Origin of the sequence: Mesorhizobium sp. M0077 (assembly GCF_040322955.1) — a bacterium.
GTDB lineage: Bacteria > Pseudomonadota > Alphaproteobacteria > Rhizobiales > Rhizobiaceae > Mesorhizobium.
Window position 1 is genome coordinate 1 of record NZ_JAMYUL010000018.1, and the last position, 15,113, is coordinate 15,113.

Annotated in this window: 17 protein-coding genes; 4 read left to right on the top strand and 13 right to left on the bottom strand. The window is 62.9% G+C overall.

The window, feature by feature from the left end; translation table 11 throughout:
- A partial coding sequence (locus tag NKJ57_RS26585) for an IS256 family transposase (protein ID WP_352573789.1) occupies window positions 1-878 on the top strand: 878 nt, incomplete at its 5' end.
- A 158-nt stretch (window positions 879-1,036) separates the two neighbouring features.
- Here the strand turns inward: NKJ57_RS26585 and NKJ57_RS26590 are convergent.
- Window positions 1,037-2,320, bottom strand: a complete 1,284-nt coding sequence (locus tag NKJ57_RS26590) for a cystathionine gamma-synthase family protein (RefSeq protein WP_352513777.1) — start codon at window positions 2,318-2,320, stop codon at window positions 1,037-1,039.
- A gap of 122 nt (window positions 2,321-2,442) precedes the next feature.
- On the opposite strand from NKJ57_RS26590, the gene NKJ57_RS26595 reads away from it, so the two are divergent.
- Window positions 2,443-2,901, top strand: a complete 459-nt coding sequence (locus NKJ57_RS26595) for an Lrp/AsnC family transcriptional regulator (protein WP_023690839.1) — start codon at window positions 2,443-2,445, stop codon at window positions 2,899-2,901.
- Window positions 2,902-2,949: 48 nt separating this feature from the next.
- On the opposite strand, the gene NKJ57_RS26600 is transcribed toward NKJ57_RS26595, so the two are convergent.
- From NKJ57_RS26600 to NKJ57_RS26620, 5 genes are read right to left on the bottom strand one after another with little or no spacing between them, the layout of a single operon-like run.
- Window positions 2,950-3,921 (bottom strand): ABC transporter substrate-binding protein, encoded by a 972-nt coding sequence (locus tag NKJ57_RS26600; protein ID WP_023682178.1) that lies wholly within the window; start codon window positions 3,919-3,921, stop codon window positions 2,950-2,952.
- A 37-nt stretch (window positions 3,922-3,958) separates the two neighbouring features.
- Window positions 3,959-5,113: an ABC transporter permease gene (locus NKJ57_RS26605; protein WP_023817925.1), complete on the bottom strand. Its 1,155-nt coding sequence runs from the start codon at window positions 5,111-5,113 to the stop codon at window positions 3,959-3,961.
- Window positions 5,110-5,988 (bottom strand): ABC transporter permease, encoded by an 879-nt coding sequence (locus NKJ57_RS26610; protein WP_352513776.1) that lies wholly within the window; start codon window positions 5,986-5,988, stop codon window positions 5,110-5,112. Before NKJ57_RS26610 ends, NKJ57_RS26605 begins: the two co-directional genes overlap by 4 nt.
- Complete coding sequence (locus NKJ57_RS26615; protein ID WP_023705579.1) at window positions 5,989-6,525, bottom strand: endonuclease domain-containing protein; 537 nt, start codon at window positions 6,523-6,525, stop codon at window positions 5,989-5,991.
- Window positions 6,515-7,306 (bottom strand): ABC transporter ATP-binding protein, encoded by a 792-nt coding sequence (locus NKJ57_RS26620; RefSeq protein ID WP_023668219.1) that lies wholly within the window; start codon window positions 7,304-7,306, stop codon window positions 6,515-6,517. The genes NKJ57_RS26615 and NKJ57_RS26620 overlap by 11 nt, the downstream gene beginning before the upstream one ends.
- 110 nt (window positions 7,307-7,416) lie before the next feature.
- Here NKJ57_RS26620 and NKJ57_RS26625 point away from each other — a divergent pair, with 110 nt between their 5' ends.
- Complete coding sequence (locus NKJ57_RS26625; RefSeq protein WP_502902083.1) at window positions 7,417-7,821, top strand: cupin domain-containing protein; 405 nt, start codon at window positions 7,417-7,419, stop codon at window positions 7,819-7,821.
- Window positions 7,822-7,838: 17 nt separating this feature from the next.
- Here NKJ57_RS26625 and NKJ57_RS26630 read toward each other — a convergent pair whose 3' ends face one another.
- The 6 genes from NKJ57_RS26630 to aptA all read right to left on the bottom strand — a co-directional run bounded on the left by NKJ57_RS26630 (window position 7,839) and on the right by aptA (window position 13,268).
- The gene (locus tag NKJ57_RS26630; protein ID WP_031197044.1) at window positions 7,839-8,222 is read right to left on the bottom strand and encodes a hypothetical protein; all 384 of its coding nucleotides are present in this window, start codon (window positions 8,220-8,222) and stop codon (window positions 7,839-7,841) included.
- A gap of 16 nt (window positions 8,223-8,238) precedes the next feature.
- Window positions 8,239-8,532, bottom strand: coding sequence for a hypothetical protein (locus NKJ57_RS26635; RefSeq protein WP_245260000.1), 294 nt, complete (start codon window positions 8,530-8,532; stop codon window positions 8,239-8,241).
- Between the two features lie 80 nt (window positions 8,533-8,612).
- Window positions 8,613-10,064 (bottom strand): dihydropyrimidinase, encoded by a 1,452-nt coding sequence (hydA, locus tag NKJ57_RS26640; protein ID WP_023712057.1) that lies wholly within the window; start codon window positions 10,062-10,064, stop codon window positions 8,613-8,615.
- Between the two features lie 62 nt (window positions 10,065-10,126).
- A complete protein-coding gene (locus NKJ57_RS26645) occupies window positions 10,127-11,377 on the bottom strand; it encodes a Zn-dependent hydrolase (protein ID WP_023690832.1) in 1,251 nt (416 codons plus the stop codon).
- Window positions 11,378-11,380: 3 nt separating this feature from the next.
- Window positions 11,381-11,827 carry an endonuclease domain-containing protein gene (locus NKJ57_RS26650; RefSeq protein ID WP_023668213.1) on the bottom strand — a complete coding sequence of 149 codons (447 nt, stop codon included), beginning with the start codon at window positions 11,825-11,827 and terminating at the stop codon, window positions 11,381-11,383.
- A gap of 112 nt (window positions 11,828-11,939) precedes the next feature.
- Window positions 11,940-13,268, bottom strand: coding sequence for an omega-aminotransferase AptA (aptA, locus tag NKJ57_RS26655; RefSeq protein ID WP_023687994.1), 1,329 nt, complete (start codon window positions 13,266-13,268; stop codon window positions 11,940-11,942).
- A gap of 255 nt (window positions 13,269-13,523) precedes the next feature.
- On the opposite strand from aptA, the gene NKJ57_RS26660 reads away from it, so the two are divergent.
- Complete coding sequence (locus tag NKJ57_RS26660; RefSeq protein WP_023687993.1) at window positions 13,524-14,153, top strand: TetR family transcriptional regulator C-terminal domain-containing protein; 630 nt, start codon at window positions 13,524-13,526, stop codon at window positions 14,151-14,153.
- Between the two features lie 10 nt (window positions 14,154-14,163).
- Here NKJ57_RS26660 and NKJ57_RS26665 read toward each other — a convergent pair whose 3' ends face one another.
- Complete coding sequence (locus NKJ57_RS26665; RefSeq protein WP_023823185.1) at window positions 14,164-15,036, bottom strand: helix-turn-helix transcriptional regulator; 873 nt, start codon at window positions 15,034-15,036, stop codon at window positions 14,164-14,166.
- Between the last annotated feature and the right edge of the window lie 77 nt (window positions 15,037-15,113).

Here is a 15,113-nt window from a genome sequence, read left to right on the forward strand (position 1 = left end):
AGATGTATGTCCAGGGCGTGTCGACCCGCAAGGTGAAGGCGATCACGGAAGAACTGTGCGGCCATGCCTTCTCGGCCTCGTCGATCTCGGCCATCAACAAGCGCTTGGACGAGAGCCTGAAGGCGTTTGCCGAACGACCGCTTCAGGAGCCATTCCCCTACCTCATTCTCGATGCCCGCTACGAGAAAGTGCGCGAAGCCGGCATCGTGATGAGCCAGGCGGTGCTGATCGCGGTCGGCATCGACTGGGACGGGCGTCGGCAGATCCTGGCCGTGGAGATGGCCAATCGCGAGAGCCGCTCGGCCTGGAAGGACTTCCTCGTCGGCTTGAAACGACGCGGTCTCAAGGGCGTCGAACTGGCCGTGTCCGACGACCATGCCGGCCTGGTCGCGGCGATCGGCGAGGTGATCCCGGAAGCAGCATGGCAGCGCTGCTACGTCCACTTCCTCAGGAACGCGCTCGATCACCTGCCCAGGAAGCACGGCGACGATTGTCTGCAGGAACTGCGCTGGCTCTACGACCGGCGCGATCTCGCCGAGGCCAAGGCCGATCTCGCCGCGTGGCTGTCCAAATGGTCCGCCCGCTACCCGCGGCTGACCACCTGGGCGGAAGAAGCCATAGAACAGACGCTGACTTTCTTCCGGCTACCGCGTCAGCATCACAAGCACCTCAAGTCCACCAACATGCTTGAACGGCTCAACGAGGAAATCCGCCGGCGCACCTATGTCGTGCGCATCTTCCCGAACGCCGAAAGCTGCCTGCGCCTGGTCAGGGCGCTGGCCGTCGAAACCAACGAAAACTGGATGGAGGCCAACCGCTATATCAACATGGATGATCTGCGCGAGCACAAGAAGCTCGCTCTACGCCAAGCCGCATGACCAGTTTCATGATCGCCCATTTTGCAGAACTTGACGCACACAACCTCAAGCTGCCAATCTCCCTCCTTGCGGGGGATGGCCGGCAGGCCAGAGGGGGGTGCTGTCCCGCCGACGCTGCCAAGGCGATCGCCCCTTTCCTGATAGCTACAAGCGAGCTATCAGACCGCTGCCAGCGCCTGCGTCAGGTCGGCGGTAAGATCGTCCGGATGCTCGACGCCGATCGACAGCCTGACCGTCGTCTCCAGCACGCCGATGCGCTGGCGCACGTCGAAGGGAATGCCGGAGTGCGTCATCGCCGCCGGGTGGCTGGCGAGTGACTCCGTGCCGCCAAGGCTCACCGCCAGCTTGAATATTTGCAGCCCGTTGAGAAAGGCGAAGGCCGCCTTCTCTCCGCCCTTGATATCGAAAGAAAATGTCGACCCGGCGCCGCTGCATTGCGCCTTGTAGGCCCGTCCCGCTGCCGTATCCTCGCCCAGGAACGGCAGGTAATGCACCTTCTCGACCTTGGCGTGATCGCGCAGGAATTCGGCCACGAGCCGCGCATTGTCGTTGGCGCGCTCCATGCGGATGGACAGCGTCTCCAGCGAGCGGCCGAGCATCCAGCAGGAATGCGGGTCGAGCTGCGTGCCGATGGCGCCGCGCAGCGCCTTGATCGGCTTGGTCACCGCCTTGCTGCCCATCGCCGCACCGGCGATCAGGTCGGAATGGCCGCCGACATATTTGGTCAGCGAATAGACGGAGACATCGGCGCCATGTTCGATCGGCCGCTGGAACACCGGGCCGAGCAGCGTGTTGTCGCAGACGATGATCGGCGTTGATCCTTGGCTTGCGCCGATCTCGTCGGCAATCTTCCTGATCAGCGCGATATCGACCAGGCTGTTGGTCGGATTTGACGGCGTCTCGATGAGGATGACCGACACACGCCCCTTTGCCACCGCAGCATCCGCAGCCGAGCGCACCGCCTTCTCGTCGACGCCGTCGGCAAAGCCGACAGCGCCGATGCCGAAGCCGGACAGCGTGCGCGTCAAGAGCGTCTCGGTGCCGCCGTAAAGCGGCTGCGAATGCAGGATGACATCGCCCGGGCGGGCATAGGCGAGCAGCGTCGTGGCGATCGCCGACATGCCCGACGAGAACAGGATGCAGGCGTCCGTTCCCTCATAGACCGCCAGCCGGTCCTCGACGATCTCCGAGTTGGGGTGATTGAAGCGCGAATAGACCAGGCCGGACGCCGTGCCGCTCGGCGGCTCCTTGCGGCCGGATGTGTAGTCGAAGAAGTCGCGCCCCTCCTCCGCCGATTTGAACACGAAGGTCGAGGTCAGGAACACCGGCGGCTTGACGGCGCCCTCCGACAGCTGCGGATCGAAGCCATAGCTCAACATCAACGTTTCCGGATGGAGCTTGTGGTTGCCGATGTGGGTTTTCGACGGGCGCGGCGCGGTCATGGCTTTTCCTGCATCTGGAGGAGTCTCGTGCAGCAATTTATGCGATCCCGGTCCACCAGTCCTTGCTATTTTCGGCCTCGCATGGCTGCATCCCGGCAACAAATTGCCGAGCGAGAGCAAAAGTGCAGCAGAAGATAGCCGACGATTTCGACCGCAAGATCCTGCGCGAGCTGCAGGCCGACGCCCGCATCACCAACAATGAGCTTGCGGAGCGCATCGGCCTGTCGCCGTCGCCATGTTTGAGGAGGGTACGCCGGCTGGAGGAGGCCGGCATCATCAGGGGCTATACCACGCTGGTTGATCCCTCAGCCTTCGGCTGGAACATGGTCGCCATCGCCACCGTTCGGCTCAGCCGCCAGAACGAGGACGAGATCGTCATGTTCGAGGACGCCATCCGCGGGTGGGAGGAGGTGCTGGAATGCCACCTCGTCACCGGGTCGCGCGACTATGTGCTGAAGGTGGTGACCGGCAGCCTCGAACAGTACGAGCGCTTCATCAAGGAAAAGATCGCGCGGCTGAAATGCGTCGCCTCGATTGAGACCAGCTTCGTCATGAACACCATAAAGGAACGGCGCCTCTGACATTGGGTCAAAGGCGCCGCTCTCGAGGTCGAAATTGCCTGGCCAGGCTTATTTGATCGCCTTGTCGGTGATGGCCGTGGTGTAGGCGCCGGTCGGCGCCTTGGTGATGATCTTCTGGTCGAGCAGCGCCTTGGCGGTGCGCTCGTAGGTCGCCGGGTCGAGCTTGCCGTCGGCATTGTCGATCAGCTTGGCGACTTCGCTCATCATCCGCTTCTGGTGGTTTTCGTCCTGGCCACCGCCGTCCATGACAATGCCCGCGGCCTCGTCATTGTTGTCGATGGCATATTTCCAGCCCTTCATCGAAGCGCGCACGAAACGCACCATCTTGTCTTCGAAAGCCGGATCCTTGAGCTTGTCTTCCGAGGCATAGAGCCCGTCCTCAAGCAGGTCGTTGCCCATCGCTGAGTAGTTGAACACGGTGAGCTGGTCCGGCTTGTAGCCGGCATCGATCAGCTGCCAGTACTCGTTGTAGGTCATGACCGAAATGCAATCCGCCTGCTTCTGGATCAGCGGCTGCACGTCGAAGCTCTGCTTCAAAACCGTGACGCCGTCCGGGCCGCCTTCGGTCTTCAGGCCGAGCTTGTTCATCCAGGCGTAGAAAGGATATTCGTTGCCGAAGAACCAGACGCCGAGCGTGTGACCCTTGAAATCGGCTTCGGTCTTGATCGGGCCGTCCTTCGGGCAGACCAGCTCCATACCGGCCTTCTTGAACGGCTGGGCGATGTTGACCAGCGGCACGCCCTTTTCGCGCGCGGCGAGCGCCCCGCCCATCCAGTCGACGATGACGTCGGCGCCACCGCCAGCGATCACCTGCTCGGGTGCGATATCGGGACCGCCCGGCTTGATGTCGACGTCGAGGCCTTCGGCTTCATAAAAACCCTTGGCCTTGGCGACATAGTAGCCGGCAAACTGCGCCTGCGTGACCCATTTCAGCTGCAAGGTCACCTTGTCGGCGGCCATTGCCTGGAACGCGGCCAGCGACATCGCGCCGGCCAGCATCGGAATGATCAGTCTTTTCATGTTTTACCCTCTGAAGTTAACACCCGAACCCACCGCCCTATCCACCACGGACAGAGGGATGCCAAAACGTGACGGCTCTCTCGACGAGAGCGACCACGCCATAAAAGACCGAACCCGCTAGTGCTGCAACTGCGATTTCGGCCCAGACCATATCGATGTTCATCCGCCCGACCTCGGTCGAGATGCGAAAGCCCATGCCGACCACAGGCGTGCCGAAGAACTCGGCGACGATGGCGCCGATCAGCGCCAGCGTCGAGTTGATCTTCAGCGCGTTGAAGATGAAGGGCGCTGCCGCCGGCAGCCGGAGCTTCAAGAGTGTTGGCCAGTAGCCCGACGCATAGGTGCGCATCAGGTCGCGCTCCATATGGCCGGAGGCGGCAAGACCGGCAACCGTGTTCACCAGCATTGGGAAGAAGGTCATGATGATGACGACCGCGGCCTTGGACGGCCAGTCGAAGCCGAACCACATCACCATGATTGGCGCCACACCGATGATCGGCAGCGCCGAGACCATATTGCCGATCGGCAGCAGACCGCGGCGCAGGAACGGCACGCGGTCGGCCGCAATCGCCACCAGGAAGCCGGCGCCGCTGCCGATGACATAACCGAAGATCACCGCCTTGAAGATGGTCTGCCTGATATCGGCGCCGAGCACCGGCAGGGAACTGGCGATGCGCACACCGATGGCGCTCGGCGGCGGCAAAAGGATGAAGGGAATGCCGGCGCCACGAGTCACCGCTTCCCATATGATCAGGATCCAGGCGCCGAAGATCGCCGGGATGATGAGGCGCAGCGCCATCCGCGCCCCTTTTGCCATCGGGCGAAGCCCCGACAGCACCGCCACACAGCGCCAGGCCAGCAGCCAGGCAGCGGCGAGCAGCAGGAAATACGGCGCCAATGCCGTGCCTTCGAAACCTGTAATGCCCGAGATCAGCATCCAGGCGACGAGATGAGCGCCGATGAACAGCACCGCAGCCTCGGCCAGCGGCGAAATTCTGATCATCGAGATCAGCCCTGCCAGCACGGCCAGGCCGATCATCGGGGTCTTTATCCCGAAATAGGGGTAGTCGAAGCTTGCCGTCGGGTCTGCAAGGGCGGCCCCTTCCGGCTTCGACATCGCACCGAGCGCGACGGCGACGAGGCACAGCGCAACCGCCAGCACGGCTTGCCAGGAGGGCTTCAGCCAGTTCATGCCGGCCTCCCGCCCATGGCGCGGTCAACGAGGCGCCCGGCTATGCCGACCACCATGACCAGAAGGGCCGCCACCACCGAGCCCGCCACAAGGGCGGACCAGATGTCGATGGACTGGCTGTAATAGGCACCTGCCAAAAGCTTGGCGCCGATGCCGGCGACAGCACCGGTCGGCAGTTCGCCGACAATGGCGCCGACCAGGCTCGCCGCCACCGCCACCTTCATCGAGGTGAACAGGAACGGCACCGAGGCCGGCACCCGCAGCTTCCAGAAGATCTGCGAGACACTGGCATTGTAGGTGTGCATCAGGTCGAGATGCATGAGTTCGGGCGAGCGCAGGCCCTTCACCATGCCCACCGTCACCGGGAAGAACGACAGGTAGGTCGAGATCATCGCCTTTGGGATCAGACCGCTGATGCCGATCGCCCCCAGCACGACGATGATCATCGGCGCCACCGCCAGAATGGGAATCGTCTGGGAGGCGATGATCCACGGCATCAGGCTGCGGTCGAGCGTCGCCACATGCACGATGCCGACCGCGATGACGATGCCGAGCGCCGTGCCGAAGGCAAAGCCGAGCAACGTCGACGACAGGGTCACCCAGGCATTGTAGACGAGGCTTCGGCTCGATGTGATGGGCCGCAGGAAGGTGTTCTCGAAGAAGTTCACCGCCACCTGATGCGGCGCCGGCAGCGTCGGCTTGGGCTGCGACAGCGTCTTGCCGATGAATTCGACGGTGTCGTGGGTTTCCCCGGCGCGCCGGTCGAGGTCGCGCTGGAAGGGCGCGTTTAGGATGACGGCGAAGACATACCAGAGCACCACCACGCCCAGGAGGATGGAGGTCACGGGGATGAATTTTTCGCGGAAGGTGTCCATCTAGCGCGCCTCGCCAGCGGGGCGCCCTCCTCTCCCCAACGGGGAGAGGGTGGCCGGAGCGAAGCGGAGGTCGGGTGAGGGGGTAGAAATCTTTCCGTCGAGACAAGCCAAGATCGTATCCAGGACCGCTCGGCGCTCAGCCAAAACTTCGTGATTCCAGAAGCGCAGAACCGAATAACCTTGTCCGTTCAGCCAGGCTGTCCTGGCGGGATCGGTCAGTGAATCCGCGTGTTGGCTGCCATCAAGTTCGACAATCAGCCCCTGCTCGCGGCAGACGAAGTCCGCGATGAAAGGTCCGAGCGGCACTTGCCGCACAAATTTGTAGCCGTTGAGATGACGTCCTCTCAATTCCCCCCAAAGCCGGTATTCAGCTTCGGTCTCGTCAAACCGCAGCTTTCGGGCGCGAGCGGTTGCCCCGACATTTCTCTTGGTCGGATCCGTCGGCGCCGCCCCCTCACCCGACCTCCGCTTCGCTCCGGCCACCCTCTCCCCGTTGGGGAGAGGAGCCAGCCGGTCGTTCGCCCCCTCAATCATCATAGCTGTGCCCTGCCCTCAAGCCATCGCGTACCCTGGCCGCGATCGCCAAAAATTCCGGCGTCTCGCGGATATCCAGTGGCCGCTCTTTTGGCAGCGTCGATTCGATGATGTCGGTAACCCGACCTGGGCGCGGCGACATGACGACGATGCGCGTCGACAGATACACCGCCTCGGGGATGGAATGGGTGACGAAGCAGATCGTCTTGTTGGTGCGCGCCCACAATTCCAGAAGCTGTTCATTGAGATGGTCGCGCACGATCTCGTCCAGCGCGCCGAAGGGCTCGTCCATCAGCAACAGGTCGGCGTCGAAGGCGAGCGCGCGGGCGATCGAAGCGCGCTGCTGCATGCCGCCGGAAAGCTGCCAAGGGTATTTCTTCTCGAAGCCGGAGAGGTTGACGAGCTCCATCGTGCGCTTGATGCGCTCGGCCTGCTCCGCTCTCGAAAGGCCGATGATCTCCAGCGGCAGCGCCACGTTACGCTCGATCGTGCGCCACGGGAAAAGGGCTGCCGCCTGGAAGACGTAGCCATAAGCGCGTTTCTCGCGCGCCTGTTCCGGCGTCATGCCGTTGACCGAGATCGTGCCCGATGTCGGTTTTTCCAGATCGGCGATGACGCGCAGCAAGGTGGTCTTGCCGCAGCCAGATGGGCCGATGAAGGAGACGAACTCGCCCTTGCCAATGGTCAGGTCGACTTTGGAGAGCGCCTCTACCGGACCGTCATTGGTCTGAAAGGTAAGGCCAAGTTTGCTTGCCGAGACGACGGCTGGCGATCGTCCCGTCATCGCTTGCTGCCTGCTTCTCGCAGCCGCCCAGGATGAAATGCCGTTGCATTCGCGTTGATGTTGCTTTCCACTCGTCCAATCCCACCCAATCGACGCCCGGAGCCTTGCCGATGTCGCCCAAACCCACTTGTCACCTTATCCGTCCTGAAAGCACTTATGAAGGCAAGCAGGGATTGACCTATTTTGCCGGCATTGCAGCCGAGACGGTCGGCTCGTCCGGCATGTGCATGCATCTGCTCACCCTGCCGCCCGGCGCCCGCGCCAAGGCGCATCTGCATGAAAGCCATGAGACGGCGATCTATGTGCTCTCGGGCGAGGTCCACACATGGTATGGCGACAGGCTCGAGAACCACATCGTCGTCAAGGCCGGCGACCTCTTCTACATCCCGGCCGGCGTACCGCATCTGCCGGCCAATATGAGCAACGCCCCGTCCTCGGCCGTCATCGCCCGCACCGATCCCAATGAACAGGAAAGCGTCGTCCTGTTGCCGGAGCTGGATGCGCTGGTGGCCTGACGCTGACGGGACTGCCGTCATTTGCACCGCGCCACTTCGCCCATGACATTGCCGTCCTCGTCGGCGACCGTCAGCTTCTTGGCGTTCTTGGCGCTGCGCTTGATGGTGAATTTGGTCGGCTCCTGTCCGTCTTCACCTTCGGCCTCGCATGTCGCCGTCACCACCAGCGAACCATCAGCCTGCGCTTGCTTCTCCGTGAAGGTGCAGGCGCTGGCGGCGGTGACCAATGCCTCGTCGGTCAAAAGCAGCATCCGATCGGCGGCGACTTCCTGGCCGTTGCGGTTGATGCAGCCATATTTGTCCCCATAGGGTTTCGTCAGGTCGATGCCTGCCGCAAGGGCCTGACCCGCAGCCAGAACGACTACCATCGCAACAGACGGCCCCAAACCGCGCGCGCTCATTCCCCCAGCTCCAACGTCACGAACACGGTTGCAACGGCCCCATTTCTTCAAGACCGGGAATGGTCACGAAGAACCCACCCTCGCCCTTGTTGGTGACCACAACGGTTTCAGCCGTCGTCCCCGCCTCGCCTTCGGCGGAACAGGTCGCATCAAGTGATTGCGTGCCCGGCGCCCACGTCAATTGCTGCGCGAACCGGCAGCCGCTGCCATAGGTCTCGATGCCCTCGGCGGTCAGCACGATATAATCGTCGCGGCCCTGAAAGCCGGCCTTTGCAAAGACACAACCGGCATCGTTGCCCCAGAAGCCCACCAGCCTCTCGGCCCCTGTTGCCGGACCAGCGACCACCATCGCCACGACCAGTGAAATGAGCGCCCCCGGGCTCCGCAACGTCAAACGCCTGTCGCCGGAATGCCGGTGCGTTCGACCTTGCGCGGCGCGGTGATGTCCTTCCAGGTCGATAGAGCCCGGTTGACCGCCGCGTTCGGCTCGCGGGCGACGAATTCGCCATGGCCGGGCTTGGCCTTGACCTCCGCTTCCTCGACCGACAATTCGCCGCGCGAAAAGACGAAGCGCGGCAGGCCGGTCACCTCAAAACCTTCGAAGACGTTGTAGTCGATCACCGATTGCTGCTTCTTCGAGGTGATGGTCTTCTTGGCGCTGGGGTCCCACACCACGATGTCGGCGTCCGCGCCTTCGACGATGGCGCCCTTCCTAGGATACATGTTGAGGATCTTGGCGATGTTGGTCGAAGTCACCGCGACGAACTCGTTCATCGTCAGCCGCCCGGTGTTGACGCCCGTCGTCCACAGCACGGGCAAGCGGTCTTCGAGCCCGCCGGTGCCGTTCGGGATCTTGGTGAAATCGCCGAGGCCGTTGCGCTTCTGCTTGGTGGTGAAGGCGCAGTGGTCGGTCGCCACCACCTGCAGCGATCCCGCCTGCAGGCCGGCCCACAGCGAATCCTGGTGCAGCTTGTTGCGGAAGGGCGGGCTCATGACGCGGCGCGCCGCATGGTCCCAATCCTTATCGAAATACTCGCTTTCATCCAGCGTCAGATGCTGGATCAGCGGCTCGCCGAAAACCCGCATGCCCTTCTGGCGGGCGCGGCGGATGGCTTCGTGGCTCTGCTCGCAGGACACATGCACGACATAGAGCGGCACGCCGGCCATGTCGGCGATCATGATGGCGCGGTTGGTCGCCTCGCCTTCCACTTCCGGCGGCCGCGAATAGGCGTGTCCCTCGGGACCATTATTGCCGGCAGCGAGCAGCTTTTGCGACAGCGCCGCAACCACGTCGCCATTCTCGGCATGAACGAGCGGCAGCGCGCCGAGATCGGCGCAGCGCTGGAACGACGCGTACATCTCGTCGTCGTCCACCATCAGCGCGCCCTTGTAGGCCATGAAATGCTTGAACGAGGTAATGCCTCTGTCGACGACGGTGGCCATCTCGTCGAACACCTGCTTGCCCCACCAGGTGATCGCCATGTGGAAGGAGTAGTCGCAGGCAGCCTTCGAGGTCTTGTTGTCCCACATCTGCAACGCTTCCAGCAGCGATTGCTGCGGCGCCGGCAGGCAGAAATCGACCACCATCGTGGTGCCACCGGAAAGGGCCGCACGCGTCCCGGACTCGAAATCGTCGGCCGAATAGGTGCCCATGAACGGCATTTCGAGATGGGTGTGCGGATCGATACCGCCCGGCATGACGTAACAGCCGCTGGCGTCGAACTCATGGTCGCCATGCAGGTTCGAGCCAATGGCGACGATCTTGCCGTGCTGCATCAGCACATCGGCCTTCCAGGTGCGGTCGGCGGTGACGATGGTGCCGTTTCGGATGACTTTGGTCACTGTCGTGTTCCCTTGTTCTCTTCGCGCTTCTTGTGAGCGTCGTTTTGAATACAGATCTTAGTTCACGCCACGATCCCCGCTGTCTCTACCACCGCATGGAACAGCACGTCGGCGCCGGCGCCGGCCCATTCCTTGGTGATTTCCTCAGCCTCGTTGTGTGACAACCCGTCAACGCAGGGGCACATCACCATGGCGGTCGGCGCAACGCGGTTGATCCAGCAGGCGTCGTGGCCGGCGCCGGAGACGATGTTGCGGTGGGAATAGCCGAGCCGATCGGCGGCGTCGCGGATCGCCTTGACGCAGCCGGCATCGAAGGTGACCGGATCGAAAGCGCCGACCTGCTCGACCTTGTACTGGATGTCGAGCGCCTCACAGATTGTGTCGATGCCTTCGCGTATGCGTCCATCCATCGCGTCCAGCACTTCCTTCTCGGGCGAGCGGATGTCGATGGTGAAGACGGTGCGCCCGGCGATGATGTTGCGCGAGTTCGGAAACACCTCCATGTGGCCGACCGCGCCGACGGCGTCGGGCTGGTAGTCCATGGCGATCTCGTGCACCAGTTCGATGACCCGAGCCATGCCGAGCCCGGCATTACGGCGCTTGGGCATCGGGGTCGAGCCGGTATGCGCCTCCTTGCCGGTCAGCGTTACCTGCAGCCATTTCAGGCCCTGGCCGTGGGTGACGACGCCAATGTCGATGCCTTCGTCCTCGAGGATCGGCCCCTGCTCAATATGCAGTTCGAAGAAGGCGTGGATCTTGCGATCACCGACTTTCTCGGTGCCTTTCCAGCCGATGCGCTCCAGCTCCTCGCCAAATTTCCTGCCCTGTTTATCAGTGTGCTGATACACGTCCGCCTGATCGAGCACACCGGCGAACACGCCGGACGCCATCATAGCCGGGGCAAAGCGCGAGCCTTCCTCATTGGTCCAGTTGGTAACGACGATCGGATGCCTGGTCTGGATGCCGAGATCGTTAAGCGAGCGAATAATCTCCAGCCCGCCGAGCACGCCGAGCACGCCGTCATATTTGCCGCCGGTCGGCTGCGTGTCGAGATGGCTGCCGACATAAACCGGCGGCAGGCTGGGATCAGCGCCTTCCCGGCGGGCAAACATGGTGCCCATTTCGTCGAGCCCCATTTCGAGCCCGGCCGCCTCGCACCAGCGCTTGAACAGATGCCGTCCCTCGCCGTCCTCGTCGGTCACGGTCTGGCGATTGTTGCCGCCGGCAATACCGGGGCCGATCTTCGCCATCTCCATGATGGAATCCCACAAACGGTCTGAATTGATTCGCAGATTCTCGCCTGGGGCGGCCATGCTCTAAAACCTCATCGGTTGCGGGGCGGCGGCGTCCCCCTCCCCCTCGAGGGGAGGGTGGCCGCGAAGCGGTCGGGTGGGGTCGCCCGCGACGCGCGCGACCTTCTCTTTGACCACCTGCGCGACGTGCCAAGCGCTGTTTATGACATCGGGCTCGTCAACACGGAAGACTTCAAATCCGAGCGATCGCAGATAAGCATCGCGAACGGCATCGTGCCGCCTACCCCTGTCGTGTTCGTGCATGTCGCCATCGACCTCAACGATCAGCTTCACCGCCAAGCAGGCAAAATCCACGATGTACGGCCCAATCGGGCACTGACGGCGAAACTTGATGCCGGCTGATTTCAGGTCCCGCAGTTCATACCACAGCAGCGATTCTCCTTTGGTCGCGTGAACTCGAAGCGCTCGCGCCTTTTGGCGCATTTCGAAGCTCACGCGGGTACGGGGCATCAGGAGCGGCCTCGGAACAAAAGAGCGGGTCGGCGTCCGGTCGCACCGACCCCACCCGACCGCTTCGCGGCCACCCTCCCCTCGAGGGGGAGGGATATCCGCGCCCGGTTTGTCAATCGATCGCCCTCAGCACTTCTCTGACATGGTCGATCAATTCGTTGATCTGGCCCTTGGTGATGATCAGTGGCGGCGACAGCGCGATGATGTCGCCGGTGGTGCGGATCAGGGCGCCGCGCTCGAACGCCTTGACGAAGGCCGAGAAGGCCCGCTTGGTCGGGCTGCCTGCGATCGGCGCCAGTTCGATCGCGCCGATCAGGCCGATGTTCCTGATGTCGATGACATGCGGCTCGCCCTTCAGCGAATGCAGCGCATCTTCCCAGTAGGGCGCCAGTTCCTCGCCACGGGTGAGCAGGCCCTCTTCCTTGTAGGTGTCGAGCGTGCCGAGTGCGGCGGCACAGGCGATCGGATTGCCCGAATAGGTGTAGCCGTGGAAGAACTCGATCATGTGCTCGGGGCCGGTCATGAAGGCGTCGTGGATTTCCTTCTTCACGAACACCGCGCCCATCGGGATGACGCCGTTGGAGACGCCCTTGGCGGTGGTCATGATGTCGGGCGTGACGCCGAAATAATCCGCTGCGAACGGCGCGCCGAGACGGCCGAAACCGGTGATGACCTCGTCAAAGATCAGCAAAATGCCGTGCTTGGTGCAGATCTCGCGCAGTTTCTGCAGATAGCCCTTCGGCGGCAGGATGACGCCGGTGGAGCCGGCGACCGGTTCGACGATGACGGCGGCGATGGTCGAGGCGTCATGCAGGGCAACGATGCGCTCCAGCTCGTTGGCGAGTTCCGCGCCATATTCCGGCACGCCCTTGGAGAAGGCGTTCTTTTCCGGCAGATGCGTGTGCGGCATGTGGTCGACGCCGCCGAGCAGCGTGCCAAACATCTTGCGGTTGGTGACGATGCCGCCGACCGAGATGCCGCCGAAATTGACGCCGTGATAGCCGCGTTCGCGGCCGATCAGGCGGGTGCGCGCGCCCTCACCCTTCACACGGTGATAGGCGATCGCCATCTTCAGCGCGGTTTCCACCGATTCCGAACCGGAATTGGTGAAGAAGACATGGTCCATGCCCTTGGGCGCGAGGTCGACCAGGCGGTTGGCCAGTTCGAACACGATCGGGTGACCCATCTGGAAGGCCGGCGCATAGTCGAGTTCGGCGGCCTGATGCTGGATCGCCTCGGTGATCTTGGGACGGCAATGGCCGGCATTGACGCACCAGAGGCCCGCGGTGCCGTCGAGCACCTTGCGGCCGTCGCTGGTGGTGTAATGCATGTCCTTGGCGGACACGAACATGCGCGGCGCCTGTTTGAACTGCCGGTTTGCCGTGAACGGCATCCAGAATGCGCTGAGATCGTTCGGCGTGACTTTCAGCCGGTTGGACATGACCAAGACTTCCCCTTGTAACCTGTTTCGGTGCGGCTAACGCTTGGTCTTTCCAAAGCTTGGTCTTTGCTGCCTTTTCATGCTACGCAAATTTTTGACCGATTGGACAAACGTTAGCACCGCCCTGTCGGCGGTCAAGGGATTACTAGCGGAAATGCGGCCTGCGAAGTGCGCTCCACGGGTAAGAGAAAAACTGGTCCAGAGAATTGGTCCAGATGACCCGCTCGGCCAAGGCTTGCAGGGGTGAGCGGCGCCATGGAAGGCTCAGCCCCTCGCCGCACCCGCATCCAGCAGGAAAAGCGCGAACTGATCCTGGAAGCAGCGCTCGAAGTCTTCTCCACCAACGGCTTTCGCGGCTCGACCATCGACCAGATCGCCGAGGCCGCGGGGATGTCGAAGCCGAACCTGCTCTATTATTTCCGCCGCAAGGAAGACATCCACGAAACGCTGATGGAGCGGCTGCTGGCGACGTGGCTGGCGCCGCTACGTGAACTCGACGACATCGGCGACCCCCTGACCGAGCTCAGGAGCTACATCCGGCGCAAGCTCGAAATGGCGCGTGATTTTCCCAGGGAGAGCCGGCTGTTCGCCAACGAGATCCTGCAAGGCGCGCCGCGCATCATGCCGCTGCTGGCGGGTGAGCTGAAAACGCTGGTCGACGAGAAGGCCAACGTCATCAAGGGCTGGATGCGCGCAGGAAAAATCGCCCGCACCGATCCCTGGCACCTGATCTTTTCGATCTGGGCGACGACGCAGCACTATGCCGATTTCGATGTCCAGGTCCGCGCGGTGCTTGGGCCCGATCGCGGCGGCGACGGCCGCTTCGAGGATGCGGCGCGGTTTCTGGAGCAGTTGTTCATTGATGGGCTGAAGCCGAAGGGCTGACCTTTGGGCGTCAGGCGCTGCGGCGCTCCGCCGGCATCGCCTCAAGCAAATTCTGCAGCTTCTCGATCGAATTCTGTTCGGCCAGCGGCGTGTAGACGATCAGCTTCATGTCCGAGCCGTCGTCGATCGACAGGCTCATATGCTCGAACGTCATGGCGCCGGCGCTCGGATGTCGGACATGTTTCACCCCCGACAATCGGCGTGCCACGTCGCGTTGCGGCCACCAGTCGCGAAACTCCGGACTTGAGCGCGTCATAAGCACGATCAGCCGCTCGAAATCCGCATCGCCCACATAGCGGGCGCTTTCCGCCCGGAACGAGGCCAGCACGGTGCGCGCCAATTGCTCCCAGTCAACCAGCAGGCGCCGGTGATGCGGATTGGTGAACACCATGTGGACGATGTTGCGGGCGTCGCCCTCTAGCAGGCCATAATCACCGAACACCGCTACCGCCGCCGGATTCCAGGCCAGCACGTCCCAGCGCCGCCCGACGACATAGGCCGGCTGCAGCACCAGGCTCTCCAGCATATGCATCAGCGGGCCATCGACCTTTTCCGGCGCAGCCTCGCGGTTCTCCGGCTGCTGGCGGCCTGCCAGGATGAACAGATGCCGCCTTTCAACGGCGTCGAGGCGCAGCGCTTCGCTGAGCGCCGCTAGCACCTCCACCGAGGGTCTGACCTCGCGCCCCTGCTCTAGCCATGTGTACCAGGTGGTGCCGACGCCGGCGATCATCGCCACTTCCTCGCGACGCAAGCCTGGCGTGCGTCTCCGCAGGCCGGTCGCGATGCCGGTGGCGGACGGCGTCAATCTTTCGCGGCGCGAGCGCAGGAAGGCGCCAAGCTCGCGCCGGCGGCTGTCTTCAGCGGAGTGCGTGGGAGCATCCATGAGAGCTATTATAGCAGTATTGATACCAGGATAAAGTTTGAACTGTTTGGGCTGGGTCAGGCGCCCCATCTTCCATC